This is a genomic window from Salsipaludibacter albus (assembly GCF_019798055.1).
GTDB lineage: Bacteria > Actinomycetota > Nitriliruptoria > Nitriliruptorales > Nitriliruptoraceae > Salsipaludibacter > Salsipaludibacter albus.
Genome location: NZ_JAHOPH010000021.1, coordinates 42,287 through 64,919, shown reverse-complemented (window position 1 = coordinate 64,919; position 22,633 = coordinate 42,287). Strand labels below are relative to the sequence as shown.

Sequence of the window (22,633 nt, the reverse complement as noted above, 5' to 3'; positions counted from 1 at the left end):
GGCCCACGCCTGCCCATGACCGACCACCTCCCACCGCCGCCCCCACCGTCCGGCCGCGGGCGGGCGGCCGGACGGTGGGGGCGGCGGTGGGAGGTGGTCGGTCATGGGCAGGCGTGGGCCGGCATCCCCGGGCGTGGAGCCCGGGTCAGCAGGACCTGGTGCCGTTCTCGATGATCGTGTCCTTGGGGCTGTAGGCCCAGCTGAAGTCCTGGGTCCCGGGGTTGGTGCCACCCTCGATGATCCGTCGATAGTCGACCGAGAAGCCCTGGGCACCGGTCTGCACGGTGCGCGACTGGCCCTGGCAGACCTCGTCGCTGGGGCGCTCGACCACGTCCCAGTCGGTGTAGTCGCGCGGCTCACCCATCTCGGCGGTCACCTCGCGGCCGTCGTCCTGGCCGTAGATCGACACCGTGATGGACGAGTCGGTGTAGGAGGTCTTGACCACCAGCGCACCCTGGGTGTCGTTGGCGATGTGGATGTCGAGGTCGGCGGCGTAGGAGAACGTGGCCTCCCGGGCCAGCGGGTAGCGGCTGATGGGCCAGCTGTGCGGCTTCCACGAGATCAGCTCGATCCCCGAGAAGAACGCGGCGTTGTAGAACGTCGTCGCCAGCTGCGACACGCCTCCGCCGATGTCGGTCTCGACGAGCTCGCCGTCGATGATCGCACCGGCCGGCCGGAAGCCCTTCTCCTCGGTGCGGTCGCCGATGTCACGGTTGACCGAGAAGTCGTCCCCGGGAGGGAGCACCTCGCCGTCGATCATGTCGGCCAGCAGGTGGATGTTGAACACCCGGTCGCCACCCGCGTCGTGGTAGGTCGTGAAGGTTCCCAGGAGGGCGTCGGGCTTGCCGGCCTGGGCCTCCTCGGTCGTGAAGTCGGGCTCCACCACGTCCAGTTCGAACTCGCCGCGGTGCTCGCCCGCCTCGAACAGCTCGACCAGGCGTGCGGCGGCGACCTCGGGGTTGAAGGCGCGACCGGTGCTGCCCTCGACGACGGACACGTTCGCGGGGGAGGGGTCGAAGGTGGCCGATCCCTTGTCGTCGAAGGTCCGGTCGACCTCCTCGACCTCGTAGCCAGCCGACTTCGGCGCGACCTCGAAGCGCTCGCCCCGGTCCTCGATCAACCCGACGACGCCGTCGGCGTCGATCGACAGTGCGTACCCGTCATCGCCCCGGTCGATCGACAGCACCCCGACGACCTGCGACGGGTCGACCGTGATCGAGTCCTCGCCGCTGACCAGCACGTAGCCCTCGGACAGCACGCCGCGGGCGCGCTCGGCGACCTCCTCGACGTTCGCCGGGTCGACGACCGGCGGCAGCGTGGTCACCGGCAGGGTCAGCGAGGCGTCCTCGCCCGTGCCCGCGAGCTCCTCGAGCTGGGACCGGACCTCGTCGACCTCGGCCTGGTAGCCCTCGACCGGTTCCTCGACCGTCACCTCGAGCGTGTCGGGGTCGATCGCGACGTCGCCGGCGGTCGGTTCCCGGTCGACCTCGGCCGCGAGGTCCTCCAGGAACGTGTCGACGTTGGCGTCCACGGACTCGCCCTGCAGTGGGATGGTCCACGTCCGCTGGCCCAACGCGGCCCGCACGTGGGACGCGACGGAGCCGAACGGCCCGTTGCGTCCCGCGGACAGCGCCTGGTCCACGGTGCCCTGGACGTCGGCCTCGTAGCCGTCGGCCCCCAGGGTGAAGGTCGCCTGCTGGTCGAGCGGCTCGCCGACCTCCACGACGATCTGGGCGGTGCGGCGGTTGGTGACGATCTCGTCGAGGTTGGAGGTGATCGCGGCGGCGTCCATGCCGGAGGCGTCGAACCCCTCCACCGTCACGCCGGGGAGCGCGGTCCCGGAACTGTCGGCGAACAGCCAGCCGATCCAGGCACCGACGATCAGCAGCAGGACGAGCGGGATGGCGGCCCACGGCAGCCACGACGGCATCCCACGCCGGGAGTCGCTGGGTCCGGTCGGGCCGGCGGGCGTGGTCGCGGAGGTCTCGGTGACGGGACGGTCCCGGTCCGGGCCCTCGGTCACCGGGATGGCGGTGGTCGCGTCCGGGTCGTGGGCGGGCACCTCGGTCGTCGTGGCGGTCGCCGTCGTCGCGTCGCCGTCGGCACGCGTGGACGACTCGGCCCGGGACGCGAACAGCGGCCGGGGGCCGGAGTCACCGGTGTCGCGGGACGCCGGTTCGGAAGGGGTTTCGTCGTGCACGTCGAGATCCGGTCAGGGCAGCGACTCGGACGGTCTTCGGGCCGTCGAGGCCGGCCAACCGCCCGGCCCGGCGCCCACGTCGCCGTGCTGGGCGTGGTCGTGTCCGGGTCAGCGGGCCAACGAGCAGGATCGTACCGGACGCTGCTGCGCCGACCGTCCCACCTCGGTCGTCATGTCGTGATCCGAGGTGCAACGAAACGTGTTCACTCCGCCGGGAGGTCGTCCGCCCCGAGGTCACCACCGAGGACCAGCACGACGGCGTCGCCGGTCACGGTCCGACCGTCGAAGCTGCCACCGGTGTCCATGGTCGGGTCGACGGGCAGGTCGGCGGCGACCCGCCGGGCCGCACCCTCGCCGTCCGGACCCGCGACGATCGTGGTCGTGGCGACGTCGGAGGTGTCGCCCACCTCGACCACGTCGTAGCCCAGCACCGACAGGGCGTCGGCCGTCGTCCCGGCCAGTCCGGGCACGTCGCCGGCGTTGAGGACCGTGACCTCGATGGCGCTGCGGTCGGGCATGGCCACGGTCGGCCTCGCCGAGGCATCCCCGACCGGTGCCGCGTCGGTCCGCAGCGGTGCGAACAGTTCCTCGGCCGCGACCAGGTCCGGCTCGAGCACGGCTGCGCCGTTGATCGTGGTCGGCGTGCCGGGGACCGTGTTGGTCGTGACCTCGCCCGCCGCCATGGAACGTCCACCCCATCCCAGCCGGGCGAACTCCACCAGCCCGAGTCCGGGATCCGCCCGCAGGGCGGCGCCCACGGCACCGGTGGTCTGCCAGGCGCGGACGGGGTCCAGGACGGTGCGTGGCGTGGCGAGGCGTCGGGCCAGTGCCCCGAGGAACTCCTGCTGGCGCTTGATGCGCTCGAGGTCGTTGTCGAGCTTGCGGGTGCGGACGTAGCCCAGGGCCTGGGTGCCGTCCAGGACCTGGCAGCCGGCCGCCAGGTCGAGCCCGGCCAGCGGGTCCACGAGGTCCGTGTCGACACAGATCTCGACCCCCCCGACGGCGTCGACCAGCTCGCGGAAACCACCGAAGTCGACCTCGGCCCAGTTGTGGATCGGGACGTCGCTCAGGCCCTCGATCGTGTCGACCAGGCACCCGGGGCCGTCGATCCCGAGGGCGGCGTTGATCCGGCCCTCGCTGCCGTCACAGCGGGTCACCCACAGGTCACGGGGGAAGGCGGTCAGGCTGGCCTCGCTGCCACGCACCGACAGGACCATGATCGAGTCGGTGCGCTCCCCCTCGGCGTCGCCGGTGGTCAGCTGGTTGCGTTCCTCGTCGCTGAGGTCGGCGCGGGAGTCCGACCCGACGACGAGCAGGTTGACCCGCGCGCCGTCCCGCGGTGTCAGGCCGCTGACCTCGACCCGCTGGATCGACGAGTCGAGGTGCCAGGCCAGTGCCGCGCCCCAGGCCACCACGACCAGCAGCACGACCAGGAGCACCGTCCCGATCCGGCGGAGCGTCCGCCGGCCCCGGCCGCGCCGGGGGGGCGTCGACCCACGGGTGCCACCGCCGGCCATGGGCGGGCCCCAATCGGGCTCGCTCCCCAGGTCGGCACGATCGTCGGTCGCACGCGTGTCCATGGGCGCAGGGTCGCACACGTCGATGGCGGCTGCCCGGAACCAGCACGGACCATCGTCGGGGTCCTCGCCGGCGAACGGCCGGGGTCGCGGTCAGCCCGTCGGTCGTCTGGTCGGGGGAGCGTCGGCCACCGCCGACGGGTACTCCCGGTCGGGGATGCGGCAGCAGTCCAGCGGGCAGGCGTCGTGCCAGGGACCCATCGTGCCCAGGCTGTCGCGTGGCCCACCGGTGGTGCGCTCCGCCACCAGGTCGGCCAGCCCGGCGACGAAGTCGGGGTGGGTGCCGACGGTCCCGGCCCGCTCCATCACCAGGTCGAGGTCGTCGGCAGTCTCGGCCGCCTCGACGTCGAGGTCGTGGATCACTTCCATGTGGTCCGACACGAACCCGACCGGCACGACGACCACCGCCGGGGTGTCGGCCGCGGCCAGGGCGGCGAGGTGGTCGTTGACGTCGGGTTCGAGCCACGGGACCTGTGGCGGGCCGGACCGCGAGCAGAACACCAGGTCCCAGCCACCGCGCCAGTCGACCTCGTCGTCGTCTGCCAGCACTTCGACCACGAGGCGACAGGCCTCCTGGTGCTGGGCGACGTAGGACGCGTGGCGCGCCATCGTCAGGGGGATCGAGTGGGTGACGAAGACCAGGCGGGCGTCGGTTCGCAGGTCCGGGTCGAGCTCGGCCAGGGACGTGCGCACCCGGTCGGCCTGGGCCGACACGAACCCGGGGTGGTTGAAGTACACCCGCACCTTGTCGATGGCGACGTCGACCCCGGCCTCGTCACGCGCCGCGGCCAGGTCCTCGCGGTACTGCCGGCAGCCGGAGTACGACGAGTAGGCGCTGGTGACCAGGGCGAGCAGTCGGTGCTGGCCGGCGGCGTCGGCGTCCCGGAGCGTGTCGGCCAGCAGCGGGTGCCAGTTGCGGTTGCCGAACAGGATCGGCAGGTCGATCCCGCGGTCGGCGAACTCGTCCTCCAGGGCCGCCACCAGTGCCCGGTTCTGGTCGTTGATCGGGCTGCGCCCGTCGTTGGCGTGGTAGTGCTCGGCGACCTCGGCGAGCCGATCGTCCGGCACGTCGCGGCCCGCGACCACGTTGCGCAGGAACGGCATCACCTCGTCGTGGCCCTCGGGCCCCCCGAACGAGGTCAGCAGCACGGCGTCGTAGGTCGACTCGGTCGGGGTCATCGGAGCTCCTGGAGGGGCTGGGAACGGGCGCCGCCGGGACGGCGCGGTGCGCCGCGTCGGCCGACCCCGCGTCGGCCTCCGCGGCCGCCATCATATTTTCCTGAGCTGGACCCGGTCGACGCCGTGGTCGGGACCCTTGGTGAGGATGACGTCGGCGCGGGTCCGGGTCGGCGCGATGTTGAGCTCGAGGTTGGGGCCGTTGATCCGGTCCCAGATGTCGTTGGAGACCCGCCGGGCCTCGTCCTCGTCCAGGTCGGCGTAGCGACGGAAGTACGAGCGGGGATCCGCGAAGGCGGTCCGCCGCAGGGTCAGGAAGCGGTCCCGGTACCAGCGCCGGATGTCGTCGGGATCGGCGTCGACGTAGATCGACACGTCGAAGAAGTCCGACACGAACGCGCGGGACGACCCCATGCCCGTCTGCAGCACGTTGAGGCCCTCCAGGATCAGGATGTCGGGTCGACGCAGGGTCTCGTCGGCGTCGGGTTGGATGTCGTAGGTGAGGTGGGAGTAGACCGGCACGTCCACGTCGTCCTCGCCGGACTTGACCGCCGCCACGAAGTCCACCAGGCGGCGCTGGTCGTAGGACTCGGGGAAGCCCTTGCGGTCCATCAACCCCTCGGCCTGCAGCTGCCGGTTGGGCTTGAGGAAGCCGTCGGTCGTGACCAGCTCCACCCGCGGGTGGTCCGGCCACCGGCTGAGCAGCGCCTGCAGCACGCGCGCCGTGGTGGACTTGCCGACGGCGACCGAGCCGGCGATCCCGATGACGAACGGGACCTTGTCGGCCGGTCCGCCCAGGAACACGTCAGCGACCCGGTGCAGGTTCTGGGTGGCGGCGACGTACAGGTTGAGCAGGCGGCTGAGCGGCAGGTAGATGTCGGTGACCTCGTCGAGGTCCAGGGCGGTGTTGAGGCCGCGCAGCTCGTCGAGGTCGTCGTCGTCGAGTGTCAGCGGTGTGGCCGCACGAAGACGCGCCCACTCGGCACGGTCGAAGTCCACCCACACCCCCGGTCGGACGGCGTCGGTGCGAGCGGCGTCCATGCGGGTCCTGGTGTCGTCGGACATCGTGGGCATCGTCGACGGCGTCAGACTACTGCCGGGCCAGTGGCGAGCCCGGTGCGCCCCGGACCCCCGGGACCTACCATCGTCGGGCAGGCGCACGCGAGTTCCCCCACCGTCGTCGACGAGGTCACCACCGTGTCCGTGCAGCAGGATCCCGGGCAGTCCTCCCGGGTCTGGACGTCACCGTGGGTGTTCCGCGGTCTCGCGGCGGCGATCCTGCTCCTGGTGGTGCCCGCCCTGCTGACCATCGGCGCGCTCGACGACGCCACCACGGCGACCGTCGGCGAGCCGGCACCGCGGACCATCCTGGCCGACGACGTCATCACGGTCGTCGACGAGGAGGCGACCACGCTGGCCCAGGACCGTGCGCGGGAGGGCGTGGACCCGATCATCGTGCCGCTCGAGGCGGCCCGGTCGGCCATCGTCGACGATGTCCGTGGGCTGTTCAGCGCCGTCGTCGCCGCGCGCGAGCCGGTCGGTCCGACGGCGGCCCCCAGCGCGGCCCCCGGCGCGGATGGCGCGGCCGAGGCCGAGCCGCCGCCAGCGGAGGAACAGGTGGCGATCCTCGAGGCGCAGTACCCCGAGCTGCCGATGGCCACCCTCGACGCCCTCGTCGCCCTCGACGACGAGGAGCTGCTGCGCGTGCGACAGGAGACCGTCGGCATCGCCCAGTTCTTCGTGCGCGAGGACGTGGTCGAGGAGAACGTCGACGCCACCCTCGACGACCTGCTGGCGGTCGAGCTCCCACTGCGCGACCTGCCCGAGGGGGCCGGGACCGAGATCGTGACACCGGTGCTCGAAGCGATGGTCCAGCCCACAATGGTGGTCGACGCCGAGGCCACGGCGACCGCCCGTGACGAGGCCGAGGCCGAGGTCGAGCCCGTCTCGGAGACGTTCGGCCCGGGGGACCCGATCGTGACCGAGGGCCGGATCGTGACCCCGCTCGCCGCCCAGGCGCTCCAGGAGTCCGGGCTGGAGGGCTCGTCGGCGTGGGCCCGGTTCCTGCGCTCCCTGGGGGCGATGGCCCTCGTGCTGGTCGTGACCGGCGTGTACCTGTGGCGCATGCAACCGCGGGTGTGGAACTCGTCCCGCAAGATCGTCCTGCTGGCCTCGATCATCGCGGGCTACGCGGCGCTCGTCACCGGCGTGAGCCTGTTCGCCGAGCCCGGGCAGGTCGCGTGGTGGTACCTGGTTCCGGTCGGGGCACTGGCGATGCTGGTGTCGCTGCTGATCCATCCCGTCGTCGCCATCGCCTCGATGCTGCCCGCGGTCGCCCTGGTCACCCTGTCCGCCCCGCTGTCCAACGGCGTGGCGGTGTTCACGGCGGGGGCCGTCCTGCTGTCCGTGCCGCTGTCGATCGGGTTGCAGTCCCGGTCCGACCTGCGGTCGGCGACGTTCCGGGCCGGCCTGGCCATGCCGGTGCTGGCAGCCATCTCGATCCTGGTGTTCGGTCCCCGGGCCGAGTTCTGGGAGGCAGTGGGTGCGGCGGCCCTCAACGGGCTGCTGATCGCCCTGCTGGTCCAGGGCGTGCTGCCGTTCCTCGAGACCCTGTTCCGCCTGCCGACCGTCACGGCCCTGCTCGACCTCGCCGACCGCAACCACCCGTTGCTGCGCGAGCTCGAGACCAAGGCGATCGGCTCCTACAACCACTCCGTGATGGTCGCCTCGCTGACCGAGCGGGCCTGTCGCGAGATCGGCGCCGACCCGCTGCTCGGCTCGGTCGCGGCGCTCTACCACGACATCGGCAAGATCCGCCGGCCCCACTTCTTCATCGAGAACCAGTACGGGATCCCCAACCCGCACGACGAGCTCGAGCCCGAGGTCTCGGCGGTCATCATCATGGACCACGTCATCGACGGTGTCCGCATGGCGACCGAGTACAAGCTGCCGCCGGAGGTCGTGGCCGCGATCGGCTCCCACCACGGCACGATGGTGGTCAGCTACTTCTACAACAAGGCGGTGGAGGCGGCCGGGCACGCCGACGACGTCGACGAGGACACCTTCCGCTACAAGGGCTCAAAGCCCCGCTCCAAGGAGGCCGCGGTCCTGGTGATCGCCGACTGCAGCGAGGCCGCGACCCGGTCGATGGCGATGAAGGAGGGGACCCTGTCGCGGGCCGCGATCGAGGAGACCGTCGACGGGCTCGTCCGGGCGCGGGTCGACGACGGACAGTTCGACCAGTCCGCACTGACCTTCGACGAACTGCGCCAGGTCCAGGAATCGGTCGTGGCCGCGCTGGAGGGGATCTACCACCCGCGGATCGCCTACCCCGGTGGCTCGCGGCCCGACGATGCCGGTGGGAGGTCCGCGCGGCCCGCCCTCGACGGGGCGTCGTCCGGTCGGGCCGACGCGGCCGGGCCCTCGCCCCGCCAGGCCGAGGCCACGCCCGACGAGCCGGCAACCGGTGAGCCGGCGCCCGACGTGGTCGCCCCCGGTCGGTGACGGCCTTCCGCCGGCGGGTCCGGCACCTGGTCGCCGGACTGCCTCCGGGCACGGTCGTCACCTATGGGGACGTGGCCCGCGAGATCGGTCACCCCGGGGCTGCCCGGGCGGTCGGCCAGGCCCTGCGCGACACCGGAGCGGACCTGCCGTGGTGGCGGGTGGTGTCGGCGTCCGGGCGCCTGGCCGACCACCTGGTGGATCGCCAGTCGGCCCGCCTGCGGTCCGAGGGGGTGGACGTGGTGGACGGGCGCGTGCGCAGGGGCGACGGCTCGAGTGACGACCACCGGTCGGCGTCGACAGCCGGGCCGCCGGCTGCCTACCGTGGCGGCCCACCCGTCGCGAAAGACGCTGTCGTGCCCCCAGCCGAACCCGGCCCTGCCTCGGGCCCGTCGGTGACCACCCCGGCGGCCGCCCCCGGGGCGATCCACCACCTGGAGCTGTACGTGTCGGACCTCGAGCGGTCCGCGCGGTTCTGGGGCTGGCTGCTGGGGAGGTTCGGCTACGAGCCGTTCCAGGAGTGGGACGACGGGATCTCGTTCCGCACGCCGTCGACCTACCTGGTGTTCGTCGAGGCACCCGACGACAGTCGCCGCCTGGATCGGCGGGCTGCCGGGCTCAACCACCTCGCCTTCGCCCTCACCAGCCCCGAGCTGGTCGACGACCTGCGTCACGACCTGGCAGAACGCGAGGTCCGGCTGCTCTACGACGACCGCTACCCCCATGCCGGCGGCGCGGACCACTACGCGGTGTTCTTCGAGGACCCCGACGGGCTCAAGGTCGAGGTCGTGGCGACGTCGCCCGAGGGCTCCGCGGGCTGACCCACGTGGCCCGATCGGGCAGGCTCGGGAACAACGAGGGTCCCGTGCCCCGTTATCCTCGTCGACCGCGGTCACCCTGCCCCGAGGTGGCCGGTCCACAACGGGCTCGCAGCCTGCCCGCCCGACGATCCCCACGTGTTCGTCCCATCGTGCGTCCGGAGCAGCTTGCCGGTGTCGACGGCCCCGTCGACAGTGGTGGCGATTTCGGTTTCGCACCACGATGTGCGACCATGGAGGGCCGACCGGGCCCGTCCCGGACGTCCCCGTCGAGCTGTCGCCAGCCCGGCGGACCACCGCTGCGGACGCGAGTCCGCCGTGACCGGGGCTGGCCCGACCCCGGCCACCAGCCGTGCGGGGCGAGAGGAGAAGCCATGAGCAGTGTCGACCTGCCGATTGCCGAAGTCGCTGTCGAGGAGTTGATCGAGCGTTCCCAGGAGCGCGGCTTCGTGCTGTTGAGCGAGATCAACGAGATCGAGCAGCCCGACCCGGCCCTGCAGGACTTCATCGAGGACTCGCTCGGCCGGGTGCGCCAGGCCGGCCTGGAGGTCATCGACGACGTCGCCGACGACGCCCCCGAGGGCGTGGAGTACGACACGGGCCACCTCACCACCGACCTGGTCCGTCAGTACCTCAACGACGCCGGCAAGCACGCACTGCTGACCAAGGAGGACGAGGCCGACCTGGCGAAGCGCTACCAGGCCCACCTCGCCGCCGAGGCCATGATGACCGCCGACGAGGACATGGACGCGGCACGCAAGCGCCTGCTGCGACGGATCTCCTCCGACGGCCGTCGTGCCAAGGAGCGCATGGTCCAGGCCAACCTCCGCCTGGTGGTCCCGCAGGCCCGCAAGTTCTCCGGTCGTGACCTCGACTTCATCGAGCTCATCCAGGAGGGCAACCTCGGCCTGCTCCGGGCGGTCGAGAAGTTCGACCACACCAAGGGCTACAAGTTCTCGACCTACGCCGTGTGGTGGATCCGGCAGGCGCTGCAGCGTGGAGTCGCGTCCAAGGCGCGCACGATCCGGGTCCCGGCCCACGTCTGGGAGCTGTACGGCAAGCTGCGCTCGGCCGAGACGCGGATCCGCCAGCGCAAGGGCGCCGACCCGACCGACGAAGAGGTCGCCGACGAGGTCGGCCTGACCGCCGAGCGGGTCCGCGAGGTCCGTGACGCGATGCAGGACCTCGTGTCGCTGGACAAGCCGATCGGCGAGGACGGCGACGCCACCATGGGCGACCTGATCGCCGACGAGGGTGGCTCCGACCCGGCCGAGTCGGCCCAGAAGGAGGACGCCGTCGCGCAGATCGAGGCCGCCCTGGGCGAGCTCGACGAGCGCGAGCGCGTCATCCTCATCCTGCGCTTCGGCCTGGACGGCCAGGAACCACGCACCCTCGAGGAGGTCGGCCAGCACTTCGGGCTGACCCGCGAGCGCATCCGCCAGATGCAGAATCGCGCGTTGTCGAAGCTGCGCCACCCGTCCCGTGCCCACCACCTGTCGGGCCTGCTGAGCGTGCTCGAGAAGGCGATCGCCGCGTAACGCTTCGCGTCAGGTTGGAGTTTGCAAGAACGGCAAACTCCAGCCCGGCTTCGTAGAGCGCCTACCTTCGCGTCAGGTTGGAGTTGCTCGCTTCGCTCGCAACGGCCAGCCCGGCTCCGGAGAAGGCTCAGTTCGCCGCGCTCGACGGGCGCCCGCACCCATTCGCCGAGACGAGGTCAGTTCGCCGTGGCGTTGGAACGACCACCACGACGTATTCCGGTCCTGGCGGTGGCGGTGGGTGTCATCGTCGTCGCCACGGTCGTGGGGCTGGTCGTGCTGTGGCCACCGGCGGTGGTCGACGACCGGCCCGCTCCCGCACCGCTGCTGCCGGCCACGATCACCTCCGTCGAGCCACTGCCCGAGGACGACATGGGCGGCGCACAGGCCACCGTGGGGTTCGAGGTGACCGGGGGTGACCTGGCCGGGCGGACCGAGGTCGTCGACACCCAGTTGGAGGGGATGCCCGACCTGTCGGTGGGCGACGAGGTCCTGGTGGCTCGTGCCGGCGAGGCCGACGAGACGCTCTACATCGCCGACTTCCAGCGCTCGTCACCGCTGGCCTGGCTCGTCGCCCTGTTCGTCGGCGTCGTGCTGCTGGTCGGCCGATGGCATGGCGTGCGGTCACTGCTGGGACTCGGGCTGAGCCTGCTGCTGGTGACCCGCTTCATCGTCCCCGGGATCCTTGCCGGGCAGCCACCGGCGCTGGTGGCGCTGGTCGGTGCGGTCGCCGTGATGCTCACCACCCTCTACCTCACCCACGGCGTGTCACCACGGACCACCGCCGCGGTCATCGGCACCACGATCGCCCTGGGGATCACCGTGGCCCTGGGCGTGGTGTTCGTGGACTGGGCCGCGATCTCGGGGTTCGCCTCCGAGGAGGCACGGTTCGCCCGCGTGGTGGTCGAGGGACTCGACGTCGCCGGTCTCGTGCTGGCGGGGCTGATCATCGCCGCGCTGGGCGTCCTCGACGACGTCACCGTGGCCCAGGCGGCCACGGTGTGGGCCCTCCACGACACCGATCCACGCCAGGGACCGTGGGACCTGTTCCGCTCGGCGATGTCGGTGGGGCGCGACCACATCGCCTCGACGGTCAACACGCTCTTCCTGGCCTATGCCGGTGCGTCGCTCACGCTGCTGGTGCTGTTCTCGACCTCCGGACGCCAGATCGCCGAGATCGCCACGTCCGAACTCGTCGCCACCGAGCTGGTCAAGACCCTGGTCGGCTCGCTCGGCCTGGTCGCCGCGGTCCCCATCACCACGGCCCTCGCGGCGGTCCTGGCCAGCAGGCGGGACGACCTCGAGGTCGAGCGCAGCCGGCGCGACCGTGGCCACCGCGGCGAGCTGCCGGGCACGGGGCCCGACGCGGCCGCAACGACCCGGACGCAGCCGCCCGCGGCGTCGTCCGGCACCTCCGAGCTGGGCCCGTCGACGTGACCGGTCACGACATCCCACGAGCCGGTCACCTAACCTCATCGTCCACCACCGGCCGACGTCCTGCCCCGTTGCCGCCCCCGGCCGCGGCTGCTGCCACCCGTCGCGGCCGTGATCTCGTCCCCGGTCCCACCCAGGAGCCTCGATGCCGATGACCTCGTTCGCAGCGGCCGCCTCAGCCGTCGGCCCGTGGCTGGCCACCGAGGCGTCCACTGCCAGCAGTGGGCTCGCCAACGAGCGCGGCCTGATGCTGATCGCCGGCCTGGGGGTGGTCGCCTTCCTGGTCGGCCACGTGACGCAGCGCTGGGTGTCGGAGGTGATCGTCTTCCTGGCCATCGGCGTGTTGGTCGGGCCGGACGTGCTGAACCTCGTCACGGCCCAGACCCTGTCGGCCCTGGACCCGGTCATCTCGGTCGCGCTGGGTGCGATCGTCTTCGCGATCGGTGAGCGACTCGAACTGCCGGTCCTGCGACGCCTGCGCTCCACCCTGACCCCGATCGCCCTGCTCGAGAACGCGGCCGTGTTCGGGCTGGTGTTCCTCGGCCTGACCTTCGTCGGACTCGGGCCCGGTGCGGCCTACCTGCTGGCCGCGATCGCCGTGTCGACCTCGCCCACCACCCTCGTCGCGGTGATCGCGACGAAGAACGCCCGAGGTCGCTTCACCGACCACATGCTGTCGCTCACGGCGTTGAACAACCTGGTGTCCGCGTTGCTGTACGGCCTGGGACTGCCGATCATCCTGACGGCGTCCTCCCCGGGGGTCAGCCAGGGCGTGCTGGCGTTCGTGCAGCTGATCGTGTTCTCGGCCGTCATCGGGCTGGTCGGCGCCTACGCGATGCGGTGGCTGATGGCCACGCTGCACCGCTCGGGTGAGCGCCTGCTGTTCGTCTTCGTCACGCTGATCGCGGTCGTGGCGGTCTCGCGGGCCGTCGGCGCCCCGGTCGTGATCTCCACGCTGATCATGGGCGCGGTGGTGGCCAACGACCCGCGGGACACCCGGCCGCTGTTCGGGGCCATCAAGACGCTCGAGGCACCGATCTTCCTGATCTTCTTCGTGGTGGCCGGGGCCGGCATCCACCTCGAGGAACTGGCCACGGTCGGGATCCCGGGCCTGGTCTACGTGCTCGCCCGCACCATCGGCAAGGTCGGCGGCGGCTGGGTCGGGGCCGAGCTGACCCGGTCCGGCCGGCGGGCCGGCTGGGGACCCTGGATCGGTGCGGCCCTGTCCCCGTTCGCCGGCATGGCCATCGGGCTGGCGGCCTTCACGCTGGAGCGGGCGACGGAGGCCGGCCTCGACGCCTTCGGGTCGCAGGTCTCGGCCATCGTGCTGGGGTCGGTGGTCGTGTTCGAACTCGCGGGGCCGATCGCCGTCGGACGTGCCCTGGACACCGTCGGGGACTCGTCGACGGACGAGGACGGCGGCGAGCCCGGGGCACAGCAGATCGTCAACAGCATCCTGGTCCCGCTGTCCAACCCCGGCATGGCGCGGCGCAAGGCCCCCCAGATCGTCGACCTGGCCGCCTCCACGGGTGCCGCGCTGACCGGCCTGCACGTCGTCGGCCCCGACCAGCCCGTGGACGGACCGATCCCACCGGCACTGCGGTTCGTCAGCCTGGTCGCGGCGGCGCGTGACGTGCCCTTCGACCACGTGACCGCGACCGGAGCCAGCGTGGCCGACACGATCGTGTCGACGGCCCGCCGAGTGGGCGCCGACCTGATCGTGCTGGGCGAGCCGTTCCCGCGTCGGGGATCGGCGTCGTCGATCGTCGAGGACGTGACCGGGCAGGCCGCACCCGACATCCGGGTCCTGGTGATCCCGACCAGCGACGGGGCGGTGGAGGGCAGCCAGCGTCCGTCCGACGTCGCCGCGGCGGTGGCCTCCGCGGCCGAGCAGGACCCGCTGTCGACCGGTGAGCTGCCCGCCGTCGTCGTGGCCAGCGAGTCGCTCGACGGTGCCCCGGCGGGCGACGAGGTGGATGTCGACCAGTCGTCGGACTGAACGCCCCGCGCTGCCGGTGTGGTCCCGGCCTCCCACGGCCCGGCGTCCGACGGGCGCTCTGACACCGTCCCGGTGCGACCGTACGCTGGCGCCAGCCGGGCGGGCGCGGCCCCCGGCCGGTGCACGGATCCCGGGCCGCATGGCAGGGCGGCCCATGGGTGGTTGACCACGACCAGGCAACGCTCCTCTCGGAGCTGTTCGAGCGCGCGGCCAGTCGTGGCTACATGCTCCTGTCGGAGCTCACCGAGCTCCACGACCCGCTGCTGCACCCCGACGACTGGGTCGAGGACACCGCGCAGCGTGCCCGGGACCTGGGGATGCAGGTCATCGACGACCTCGTCGAGGACTCCGAGCGCCCGGAGGTCAACCCGCTGTCGGCGTCGGCCGACTCGGTGCGCCAGTACCTCAACGAGATCGGTCGCACCGAGCTGTTGACCGCCGAGGAGGAGGTCGACCTCGCCAAGCGGTACCAGGCCGGCCTGCACGCCGCCCGGGTGCTGGGTGCACGCCAGGACCTCAACGCCCGTGAACGGGCCCAGCTGCGCCTGATCATGCGCCAGGGGCGGCGCGCGAAGGACCACATGATCCGCGCCAACCTGCGGCTGGTCGTGTCGGTCGCCCGCAAGTTCCGTGGTCGCGGCGTGGACCTCCTGGCGCTGATCCAGGAGGGCAACCTCGGACTGATCCGGGGGGTCGAGAAGTTCGACCACACCAAGGGCTACAAGTTCTCGACCTACGCCACGTGGTGGATCCGCCAGGCGCTGCAGCGGGGCCTGGCCAACACCGGCCGGACGGTGCGACTCCCGGTCCACGTCCACGAGCTCATGGGCAAGATCCGCTACGCCGAGTTCGCCCTGTTGCAGGTGCTCGGCCGTGATCCCACGGAGGAGGAGATCGCCGACGAGCTGGGCCTGACCGTCGATCGGCTCCGTGAGGTCAAGATCGCGGCCCAGGACGTCGCGTCCCTGGACAAGCCCATCGGCGAGGACGGCGACGCGACCATGGGGGAACTGGTCGCCGACGACGACGCGCTGGACCCGGCGGTCAGTGCCACGGCCACGATGGCCCGCCACGAGGTCCAGCGCGCGCTGTCCGCGCTGACCGACCGCGAGCGCACCGTCCTGATGCTGCGCTACGGGCTGATGGATGGTGAGGAGCACACGCTGGAGGACATCGGCTCGCAGTTCGGGTTGACTCGGGAGCGCATCCGCCAGATCGAGAAGAAGACCTTGACCAAGTTGCGTCACCCCTCGCGGGGCTTCCAGTTGCGTGGACTCCTCGACAGCGTCGAGGTCTCCCGGTGAGGTCGACGGTGATGCATGCCCGGGTCGGCGCCGGGCCGGGACGGCTGGCGACCGCGCTGGCCGGGATGCTGGTGCTCGCGCTCGTGCTCGGCCAGCCCGCGGCGACGGCGGCCCAGCCCGTGGACGCCACCCCGTCGCCGCCGGGGACCGACGCCCCACCCAAGGATGCGACGGCCGCCGATCCGGCGACCGACCTGCCTGCCCGGCTCGACGCCGTCATGGCGCGGTTCGGGGACCTGACGGGCTCGTCCACGGTGTCCGTCGTGGTCACCGACGACCAGGGCGAGCGCATCTGGTCGGCCGGGCCCGACCGGGCGCTGATGCCGGCCTCGACGATGAAGGTGCTGACCGCGGCCAGCGTGCTCGACGAGTTCGGGCCCACCGGGGTCGTGCACACCGGGGCGGCCGCGACCGCGCCGGTGGACGGCGACGGGGTGGTCGACGGCGACGTGGTGGTGGTGGGCAGTGGCGACCCGACCCTGACCACCGACGACTACCGACGGTGGATCTACCCGTCCCGGCCGTCCACGGAGATCGAGGGCCTGGCCGACACGATCGTGGCTGCCGGGATCACCCGGATCACCGGCGACCTGGTGGGGGACGGGTCACGCTTCGGTCCCTCGCAGACGGCCGCAGGGTGGCCGGAGCGCTACTTCGCCGACTTCGACGCCCATCGGCTGGCGTCCCTGTCGGTCGACACCGGCCGGGACGTCCTGGTCGACGAGTCGTCCAGCCCGCCGCGGGTGGTCATGGGCCACGACGCCGATCCCGCCCTGGGCGCGACGGTGGCGCTCGCCGAGGCGCTCGCCGACCGCGGCGTGACGATCGATCGCTACGCCCGGCGATCCCTGGGGCCGAGTGCGGGCATGGTCCCGCTCGGCCGGGTGAAGTCGCCGCCGATGACCGAGGTGCTGGGCTTCATGCTGCGCGAGTCGGACAACCACATGGCCGACACCCTGGTGCGCACGGCCGCCCTGCGGGAGACCGGGGACGGCTCGTGGTCGGCGGCCGACGGCCGTGTCCGCGAGGCACTCGACGGCCTGGGCGTGGACACGGGTGGCCTGGTCGTGGCGGACGGCTCCGGGTTGTCCCGCAACAACCGCGTCACCCCGACCCAACTCGTCCTGACCGACGTCGGCCTGACCACCGCGTTCGGCGACACCTGGTCCTCGATGCTCGCCGTGGGTGGCGAGTCCGGCACGCTGCAGAACCGCCTGCTGGGCACGTCGGCCCAGGGCCGCCTCTACGGCAAGACCGGCACCCTGGCCGACGTCCGGGCGCTGGTCGGCCACGTGGTCGGGACCGACGACGCCCGCTACCACTTCGCGATGATCGTCAACGACGTGGACACGGGGATCCGCTACCTGGCCTCGGTGCTGGCCGACGAGCTCGCGCTGGTCCTGACCGACGCCCTGGACGGGTGCCGACGCGTCCGCGAGGTGACCGTGGAGGTGCCGGCGGAGGAAGGCACCGGCGCTGCGGATGCGAGCCCGGCTCCGGAGTCGTCGGACGCCCCGGCGCCGACCGAGACCACGACGGCGGTGCCCGCGACGGTCGACGACCCCGGCCCGTACCTGCAGGACGGTGGCTGGCAGCGGGTCTGCCCCGACGACTGAGTCGTCCTCACCGTCGTCGACGGGCCCCGAAGCTGCGGACCTGGTGACGCGGGCCACGCTTGGGGGCGAACGACCCGGCCAACTCGCACAGCCGCGCCACCCGGCCCCGGTGGCCCGCGAACGGGGCGAGCAGGGCGAGCATCCGCTCGTCGTCGGCGCGGGGTTCCCGTGCCAGGTTCCACGCGACGGTGTTGGGCAGGTGGAAGTCCCCGACCTCGATCGCGTCCGGGTCACCGCGGGCCAGCCGCTCCACGATCGCCGCGGTCCAGGCACCGATGCCACGGATCGCGGTCAGGCGGACCCGGGCGTCGGCCGGCGTCATGGCGATCGCCTCCTCCAGCCGGTCGATGCGCCGGTGGGCCTCGATGAGCGTGCGGGCGCGCGTGCCGTCCACGCCAGCCGCGGTGTACTGCCAGGTCGGCGTGTGACCCCACCACTCGGCCGGTGGGGGCAGGAGCAGGTCGTCCGGCAGGTCGGGCCCGCCCGGCGCGGGGTGGTCGGCCACGCGGACCAGGTGCTGGAACGACTCGACGGCCTCGCCTCCCGTCACCTTCTGGGCCAGGATCGTGGGGGCGAGCACGTCGACCACCTGCAGCGTGCGACCGATGCGGAATCCGGGGAGGCGGCGGTCGTAGCGGGCCACCACCTCGTGGCGGTCGGGCGCGAAGCCGCGGCGGTCGTCGTGCAGTCCCAGCAGGTCCGGGACGTGCTCCAGGGCGTGGTCCGCCCCCGGGCCTGCCGCGACCGCGTCGAGTCGGCCCGTCGCCGCATCCAGGTCGACGCGCAGGGTGGCCGGGCCCTGGGGGGTCCACGTGGCCCGCACCAGCGTGCGGTCGTCCAGCCGCATGGTCGGGTCGCGGTGGCCGACCCGCAGGGCGGCCAGCGTCCGACGCAGGTCGAGTGGTCCGTCGACCTCGAGGGTGCGGTGCCGCACCGGGGTCCCGGTCACGCCGCACCTGGGCGTGGCCGGCGGGCCGTCGCCTCGATCTCGATGCGCATCCGCGGGTCGGCAAGTCCCGCGACGACCAGCATCGTGGCTGCCGGCCGTGCGACCGCGAAGGCCTCGCGCAGGACCGGCCAGCAGGGTGGGAAGTCGTCGGCGTCGACCAGCAGGTAGCGGACCCGGACGACGTCGTCGAGGCCGGCTCCGGCGGGAGCGAGCGCCTGTGCGACGTTGTCGAGGGTCGTGCGGCACTGGTCGACGACGTCGTCGGCGATCGTCATCGTTGCGTAGTCGAACCCGGTGGTGCCGGCCACCCAGACCGTGTCGTCGTCGTAGACCGCCCGGCTGTAGCCGACCTGCTCCTCGAAGGTCGAGCCACTGGACACGTGGTGGCGGGGGCCGGTGGTCATGCTGGCCTCGGGGTCCGTGGCGGGTGGTCCGTCGGGGGTCAGAACAGTTGTGGCTGCTCGCCGTGCTGGGGCACGAGCCGGCCGAGGTCGACCGGCGCCGGCCCCACGGGGATGGCGTCGTCCGGGTGCAGATCCGTGTCGGGGTCCGCCGCCTCGGGTTCGGCCGCCTCGGGGTCGGTCGCCACAGGGTTGGCCGCCTCGAGATCGTCCCACTCCTCGAGGACGTCGGGTGGCGGCGGCTCCCGCGGTGGCTCCCAGGCCGGTGGCAGGACGGCGTTGCGCTCGGCCAGGTCCAGGTGCTGGGCCAGTCGTCGGCCCGCCCGCGACTGGTCGAGCGCGTCGAGGGCCTGGCGGGCCCGGTCGACGTCGAGCGGTCCCACCGCGTCCAGGTCGACGGTCACGTCCAGCGGGGTCATGACGGCGAGGTTGTCGTAGGCGACGGCCCGGCCCTGTCGCAGGGCCCGCTCGTCGCGAGGGGGCAGGAAGCACAGGTTCGCGTAGAGCCCGTCGAGGTCGCCGTGCTCGGCCAGCAGGCGGGCCGCGGTCTTGGCGCCGATGCCGGGCACCCCCGGCAGGCCGTCGGAGGGATCACCTCGCAGGGCCGCGAGATGGCGATAGGCGACGGGCTCGACGCCGTACTCGGCCACCACGGTCGACGGCTCGTAGACCACCAGGTCCGACATCGTCGCCCGCGGTCGCAGCAGCCGGACCCGGTCGTCGACGAGTGGGAGCAGGTCGCGGTCGCCGGACAGGATCGACGTGCGCCAGCCACGGCTGGTCGCCTGGTGGGCCGCGGCCGCCAGCAGGTCGTCCGCCTCGGCGCCCGCGACGGTGGCGGTGGCGATGCCGGCGTCGGCGAGGTGGCCGGGCAGCTCCCGCAACCGGGTGCGCAGGTCCGGGTCCGTCGACCGATCGGCCTTGTAGGTGGGATGGGACTGCTTGCGCTGGTTCACCTCGTCGTCCAGCGCCACCAGCACCAGGTCGAAGGGCCCGTGGTGCCAGACGCCGGCCACGAGGGTCACCACACCACCCAGGACGAACGCGCCGACGGCGTCGTCACCGTCGCGGATGGCATGCCACGCGCGATGCGCCATGGAGTTGCCGTCCACGGCCAGCAGGTGCATGCAGTCGTCCTCGTCGTGGGTTCGTGCCCGGGGTCCTCGCAGGGAGGGAACCGGTCGCCCGACGGTCACGTCCGGACGTCCGGTCACCGTATCGGCGGGCTGTGCCACGCCACTACCCTGAACGCGAACGTCGAGGGTCCCCGGCGGCCCGAACGCCCGCCCGACCAGCGCCCCCGCAACGCCCCCATCAATCCCCCTCGATCCCCAGAATCCCAGGAGTGCATGTCCGTGTCGACCACCGCCGTCCGCTTCCTGGTGGCACGTGGCCAGCCGCTCATGGCACTCGACATCGACGGTGAGCGGCCCGACGGCCCAGTGCTCGAACCGGGCCTGTACCGCTCGCTGCTCGAATCCGGCATGGTCGTGATCGAGTCGTTCTTCGGTACCGACCTGCCTCGCGGCGCCCGGCTGGGCTGGGTCCTCGAGACCGGGGAGTTGCGCCTGGAGACCGAGGGTGGGGACAAGCTGCTTCGCATGGACCGATCGGGTGTCGACCGGGAGTGGCGTCGGGCGGCGCTGGCGATGAAGGGCACGATGCTGCTGGCCGGACACGCCCTCGACCTCGACCCGGACGAAACACCCCGGGACGTGGCCCGCCGACTGGACGAGGCTGCCCGACGACGTGACCTGCTCGGTGCGATCGTGGGCGTCGGCGAGGCCACCACGGGCTTGCCCCTGTTCTCGTGACGCCACGCGACACCGGCTCCGGCCACCGGCGGGCGAGGACACCCGACTCGCCCCGCCCGGTCACGGAACGGCTCGGCCTGGTCCTGGTCGCCGCGGTGGTCGCGACCGCCATGGTGGCCGCCACCGTCGCCGATGGTCCCGCTGCCCCGACCGACGTCGAGACCACCCGTCCGGTCGGCGCCGAGCTGGCCGCCGCGGCCACCGCCAGTCCCCGTCCCACGCCGACGCCCCCGCCACGCCCGGTGGGGGATCCGGCCTCCTGGGTCGTGGCCGGCCCGGACGGCGCCGCGCTGGCCGCGACGCCCGGCGGCCCGATCGACGAGGTCGCCGCACCCGGCCTCACCTGGCCCATCCTCGAGGAGGTCGACGGCGGCTACCGGGTGGCGACGCACTGCGCCCGTGACGGCTGGGTGGACGCCGACGACGTCGAGCGTCCGGACGTCGCCCGGGGTGCGGGCATGGCCGGGGCCGTGATCGTCGTGGATGCGGGCCACGGTGGGCTCGACGCCGGGGCGAGTGGCCCCGCCGGGGTGCTCGAGAGCGAGGTCAACCTCGCCGTCGCGGTGCGCCTGCGTGACCTGCTGGAGCGCGCCAACGACATCGACGACGAGACCGGCGAGGTGACCCCGGGCGACACGGTCCCCCCGGTCGCCGCCGTGGTGATGACCCGGGACCCCGACGACGGCAAGGGTGGTGACCAGCGCACGGCGCTGACCTTCCGCGGCCGCCTGGCGACCGGGGCCGGCGCCGATGCCTTCGTGTCCGTCCACCACAACGCGGGCGACACCCGGACCTTCGACGAGCCACCGACGGAGGTGTTCTACTCGGTGGCCGACGAGGAGTCGGGCCGACTGGCCGGGCTCGTCCTCGAGGAACTCCGTCGGTCGCTGGCGCCCCTGGCGGACCAGTGGCGCGGCACGACGCTCGCGGGGACGATCGGTCGTGAGGACCCCGACGGCACCGACTACTACACGGTGCTGGAGGAGGCCCGGGTGCCGGCGGTGATCGCCGAGGCGGTGTACCTGTCCGACCCGGCGGCCGAGGAGCTGGCCGCGACCGACGAGTTCCAGGAGATCTACGCCGCGGCGTTGTACCGCGCGCTGGTCCGGTTCCTCGCGACCGAGGCCACCGGGTCCGAGGTCAACGAACCGATCGAGTTCACGCCGGGCGGCGCTGAGCCCTACGACTACTCGTCGTGCAGCCTCGCCGTTCCCCCAGAGGACGGGGGAGAGGACGGGGGCGAGGACGACGGGGCCGAGGACGATGGGGGCGAGTGAGCCGGACCCGGGCCGGCCGCGTCGACCGCCGTCGTCGTGGTCGTCACCGGGGCCGCGTCACGCGTCGTGCCACGTGCCGCAAGGGCGACCCCCAGCAGCACCACCGGGCCCGACAGCAGCAGTCCCGTCGGGGGGAGCTGTCCCAGCAGCCACCAGGCCAGCAGTGACCCGATCACGGGCTCGGCGAGGACGGCGGTCGCCACCAGCGTGGGCGGCAGGTCACTGAGCACGGTCTGGAGCAGGAAGTGGCCCAGCAGTTGGGGGCCGGCGACCATGGCCGCCACGGCCCACCACTGGCGGCCGGACCACGGTGCGAGGGGGGCGTCGGCCAGCAGCGCGACGACGACCAGCGTGATCGTCGCCGCACCGAACACCACGGCGGAGTACTGCGCGGCGGGAACGGCGGCGCGGTGGCGTCGGCCGACCAGCAGGGTGCCGGCGACGGCGGCGGCCGCCGCCAGGGCCATCAGGTCACCGGCCAGGGCGGTCGGCGAGGTGGTCCCGAGCACGTCCGAGGCGGTCAGCGCCACGCCGGCGACGACCGTGATGCCCACGCCGAGCACCGTCATGCGACTTGGTGGCTCGTGGAGGAACACCCGGGCCCCGATCGCGACGAACACCGGGCTGAGCGTGACCAGCGTCGTGACGGCGGCGACCGAGGTCAGGCCGAGTGCTGCGTGGAACAGGGCGAAGTGCACCGCCAGGAAGACCCCCGACGCGGTGATCCAGCGCCACTGCCGCGCGTCCAGCCGGACCCGCCGCGACCGCAGCGCCACCAGTGCCAGCACGGTGGCACCGCCGGCGCAGCGCCACAGTGCGACGCTGATGCCCAGCCGCGGCTCGGGCGGGTCGCCCAGCAGCCAGGTCGCGATCACCGCCGACGTCGACACGGCGAGCACCGCGACGGCCAGCAGGACACCGGCCCGCCTCGTGTCCGGGGCGGCACCGACAGCGGGGTCAGGTGACTGGGTGATGGGCAGGGTCCCGGGTTCGGGCGTCGCGCCGGAGGCTAACGCGGACACGGTCCCGGCA

Annotated in this window: 17 protein-coding genes; 9 read left to right on the top strand and 8 right to left on the bottom strand. The window is 72.7% G+C overall.

Features of this window, described 5'->3' with window-relative positions; translation table 11 throughout:
* Positions 1-145: 145 nt before the first annotated feature.
* From KR546_RS13155 to coaA, 4 genes are all read right to left on the bottom strand, one after another.
* Complete coding sequence (locus KR546_RS13155; RefSeq protein WP_238445174.1) at positions 146-2,200, bottom strand: VanW family protein; 2,055 nt, start codon at positions 2,198-2,200, stop codon at positions 146-148.
* Between the two features lie 203 nt (positions 2,201-2,403).
* Entirely contained in the window at positions 2,404-3,639 is a 1,236-nt protein-coding gene (locus tag KR546_RS13150) for an LCP family protein (protein WP_238445173.1), read from the bottom strand.
* A gap of 231 nt (positions 3,640-3,870) precedes the next feature.
* The gene (locus KR546_RS13145) at positions 3,871-4,956 is read right to left on the bottom strand and encodes a ferrochelatase (RefSeq protein ID WP_238445172.1); all 1,086 of its coding nucleotides are present in this window, start codon (positions 4,954-4,956) and stop codon (positions 3,871-3,873) included.
* Positions 4,957-5,046: 90 nt separating this feature from the next.
* Positions 5,047-5,994 (bottom strand): type I pantothenate kinase, encoded by a 948-nt coding sequence (gene coaA, locus KR546_RS13140; protein ID WP_238445178.1) that lies wholly within the window; start codon positions 5,992-5,994, stop codon positions 5,047-5,049.
* A 156-nt stretch (positions 5,995-6,150) separates the two neighbouring features.
* On the opposite strand from coaA, the gene KR546_RS13135 reads away from it, so the two are divergent.
* From KR546_RS13135 to dacB, 7 genes are all read left to right on the top strand, one after another.
* The gene (locus KR546_RS13135; RefSeq protein ID WP_238445171.1) at positions 6,151-8,457 is read left to right on the top strand and encodes an HD family phosphohydrolase; all 2,307 of its coding nucleotides are present in this window, start codon (positions 6,151-6,153) and stop codon (positions 8,455-8,457) included.
* Positions 8,454-9,275, top strand: a complete 822-nt coding sequence (locus KR546_RS19755; protein ID WP_338019155.1) for an MGMT family protein — start codon at positions 8,454-8,456, stop codon at positions 9,273-9,275. Before KR546_RS13135 ends, KR546_RS19755 begins: the two co-directional genes overlap by 4 nt.
* 371 nt (positions 9,276-9,646) lie before the next feature.
* Positions 9,647-10,810: a sigma-70 family RNA polymerase sigma factor gene (locus KR546_RS13120; RefSeq protein WP_238445170.1), complete on the top strand. Its 1,164-nt coding sequence runs from the start codon at positions 9,647-9,649 to the stop codon at positions 10,808-10,810.
* 186 nt (positions 10,811-10,996) lie between these two features.
* Entirely contained in the window at positions 10,997-12,244 is a 1,248-nt protein-coding gene (locus tag KR546_RS13115; protein WP_238445169.1) for a YibE/F family protein, read from the top strand.
* A 142-nt stretch (positions 12,245-12,386) separates the two neighbouring features.
* The gene (locus KR546_RS13110; protein WP_238445168.1) at positions 12,387-14,240 is read left to right on the top strand and encodes a cation:proton antiporter domain-containing protein; all 1,854 of its coding nucleotides are present in this window, start codon (positions 12,387-12,389) and stop codon (positions 14,238-14,240) included.
* Between the two features lie 158 nt (positions 14,241-14,398).
* Positions 14,399-15,544, top strand: coding sequence for a sigma-70 family RNA polymerase sigma factor (locus KR546_RS13105; protein WP_238445167.1), 1,146 nt, complete (start codon positions 14,399-14,401; stop codon positions 15,542-15,544).
* Complete coding sequence (gene dacB, locus KR546_RS13100; RefSeq protein ID WP_238445166.1) at positions 15,541-17,160, top strand: D-alanyl-D-alanine carboxypeptidase/D-alanyl-D-alanine endopeptidase; 1,620 nt, start codon at positions 15,541-15,543, stop codon at positions 17,158-17,160. Before KR546_RS13105 ends, dacB begins: the two co-directional genes overlap by 4 nt.
* Positions 17,161-17,167: 7 nt before the next feature.
* Here dacB and KR546_RS13095 read toward each other — a convergent pair whose 3' ends face one another.
* From KR546_RS13095 to KR546_RS13085, 3 genes are read right to left on the bottom strand one after another with little or no spacing between them, the layout of a single operon-like run.
* Positions 17,168-18,109, bottom strand: a complete 942-nt coding sequence (locus KR546_RS13095; protein ID WP_238445165.1) for a DNA-3-methyladenine glycosylase family protein — start codon at positions 18,107-18,109, stop codon at positions 17,168-17,170.
* Complete coding sequence (locus KR546_RS13090; protein ID WP_238445164.1) at positions 18,106-18,513, bottom strand: RidA family protein; 408 nt, start codon at positions 18,511-18,513, stop codon at positions 18,106-18,108. Before KR546_RS13090 ends, KR546_RS13095 begins: the two co-directional genes overlap by 4 nt.
* A 38-nt stretch (positions 18,514-18,551) precedes the next feature.
* Entirely contained in the window at positions 18,552-19,637 is a 1,086-nt protein-coding gene (locus KR546_RS13085; RefSeq protein ID WP_238445163.1) for a 5'-3' exonuclease, read from the bottom strand.
* A gap of 222 nt (positions 19,638-19,859) precedes the next feature.
* On the opposite strand from KR546_RS13085, the gene KR546_RS13080 reads away from it, so the two are divergent.
* Positions 19,860-20,324, top strand: a complete 465-nt coding sequence (locus KR546_RS13080) for a hypothetical protein (protein WP_238445162.1) — start codon at positions 19,860-19,862, stop codon at positions 20,322-20,324.
* Positions 20,321-21,601 carry an N-acetylmuramoyl-L-alanine amidase family protein gene (locus KR546_RS19750; protein WP_238445161.1) on the top strand — a complete coding sequence of 427 codons (1,281 nt, stop codon included), beginning with the start codon at positions 20,321-20,323 and terminating at the stop codon, positions 21,599-21,601. Before KR546_RS13080 ends, KR546_RS19750 begins: the two co-directional genes overlap by 4 nt.
* On the opposite strand, the gene KR546_RS13070 is transcribed toward KR546_RS19750, so the two are convergent.
* The gene (locus tag KR546_RS13070) at positions 21,511-22,623 is read right to left on the bottom strand and encodes a DMT family transporter (protein ID WP_238445160.1); all 1,113 of its coding nucleotides are present in this window, start codon (positions 22,621-22,623) and stop codon (positions 21,511-21,513) included. The genes KR546_RS19750 and KR546_RS13070 overlap by 91 nt on opposite strands.
* Between the last annotated feature and the right edge of the window lie 10 nt (positions 22,624-22,633).

Excerpts from the sequence above, each read along its gene's own strand:
- KR546_RS13145 (WP_238445172.1), bottom strand. The coding sequence starts at position 4,956 with ATGACCCCGACCGAGTCGACCTACGACGCCGTGCTGCTGACCTCGTTC.
- coaA (WP_238445178.1), bottom strand. The coding sequence starts at position 5,994 with ATGGACGCCGCTCGCACCGACGCCGTCCGACCGGGGGTGTGGGTGGAC.
- KR546_RS13120 (WP_238445170.1), top strand. The coding sequence starts at position 9,647 with ATGAGCAGTGTCGACCTGCCGATTGCCGAAGTCGCTGTCGAGGAGTTG.
- KR546_RS13110 (WP_238445168.1), top strand. The coding sequence starts at position 12,387 with ATGCCGATGACCTCGTTCGCAGCGGCCGCCTCAGCCGTCGGCCCGTGG.
- KR546_RS13090 (WP_238445164.1), bottom strand. The coding sequence starts at position 18,513 with ATGACCACCGGCCCCCGCCACCACGTGTCCAGTGGCTCGACCTTCGAG.
- KR546_RS13085 (WP_238445163.1), bottom strand. The coding sequence starts at position 19,637 with ATGCACCTGCTGGCCGTGGACGGCAACTCCATGGCGCATCGCGCGTGG.
- KR546_RS13080 (WP_238445162.1), top strand. The coding sequence starts at position 19,860 with ATGTCCGTGTCGACCACCGCCGTCCGCTTCCTGGTGGCACGTGGCCAG.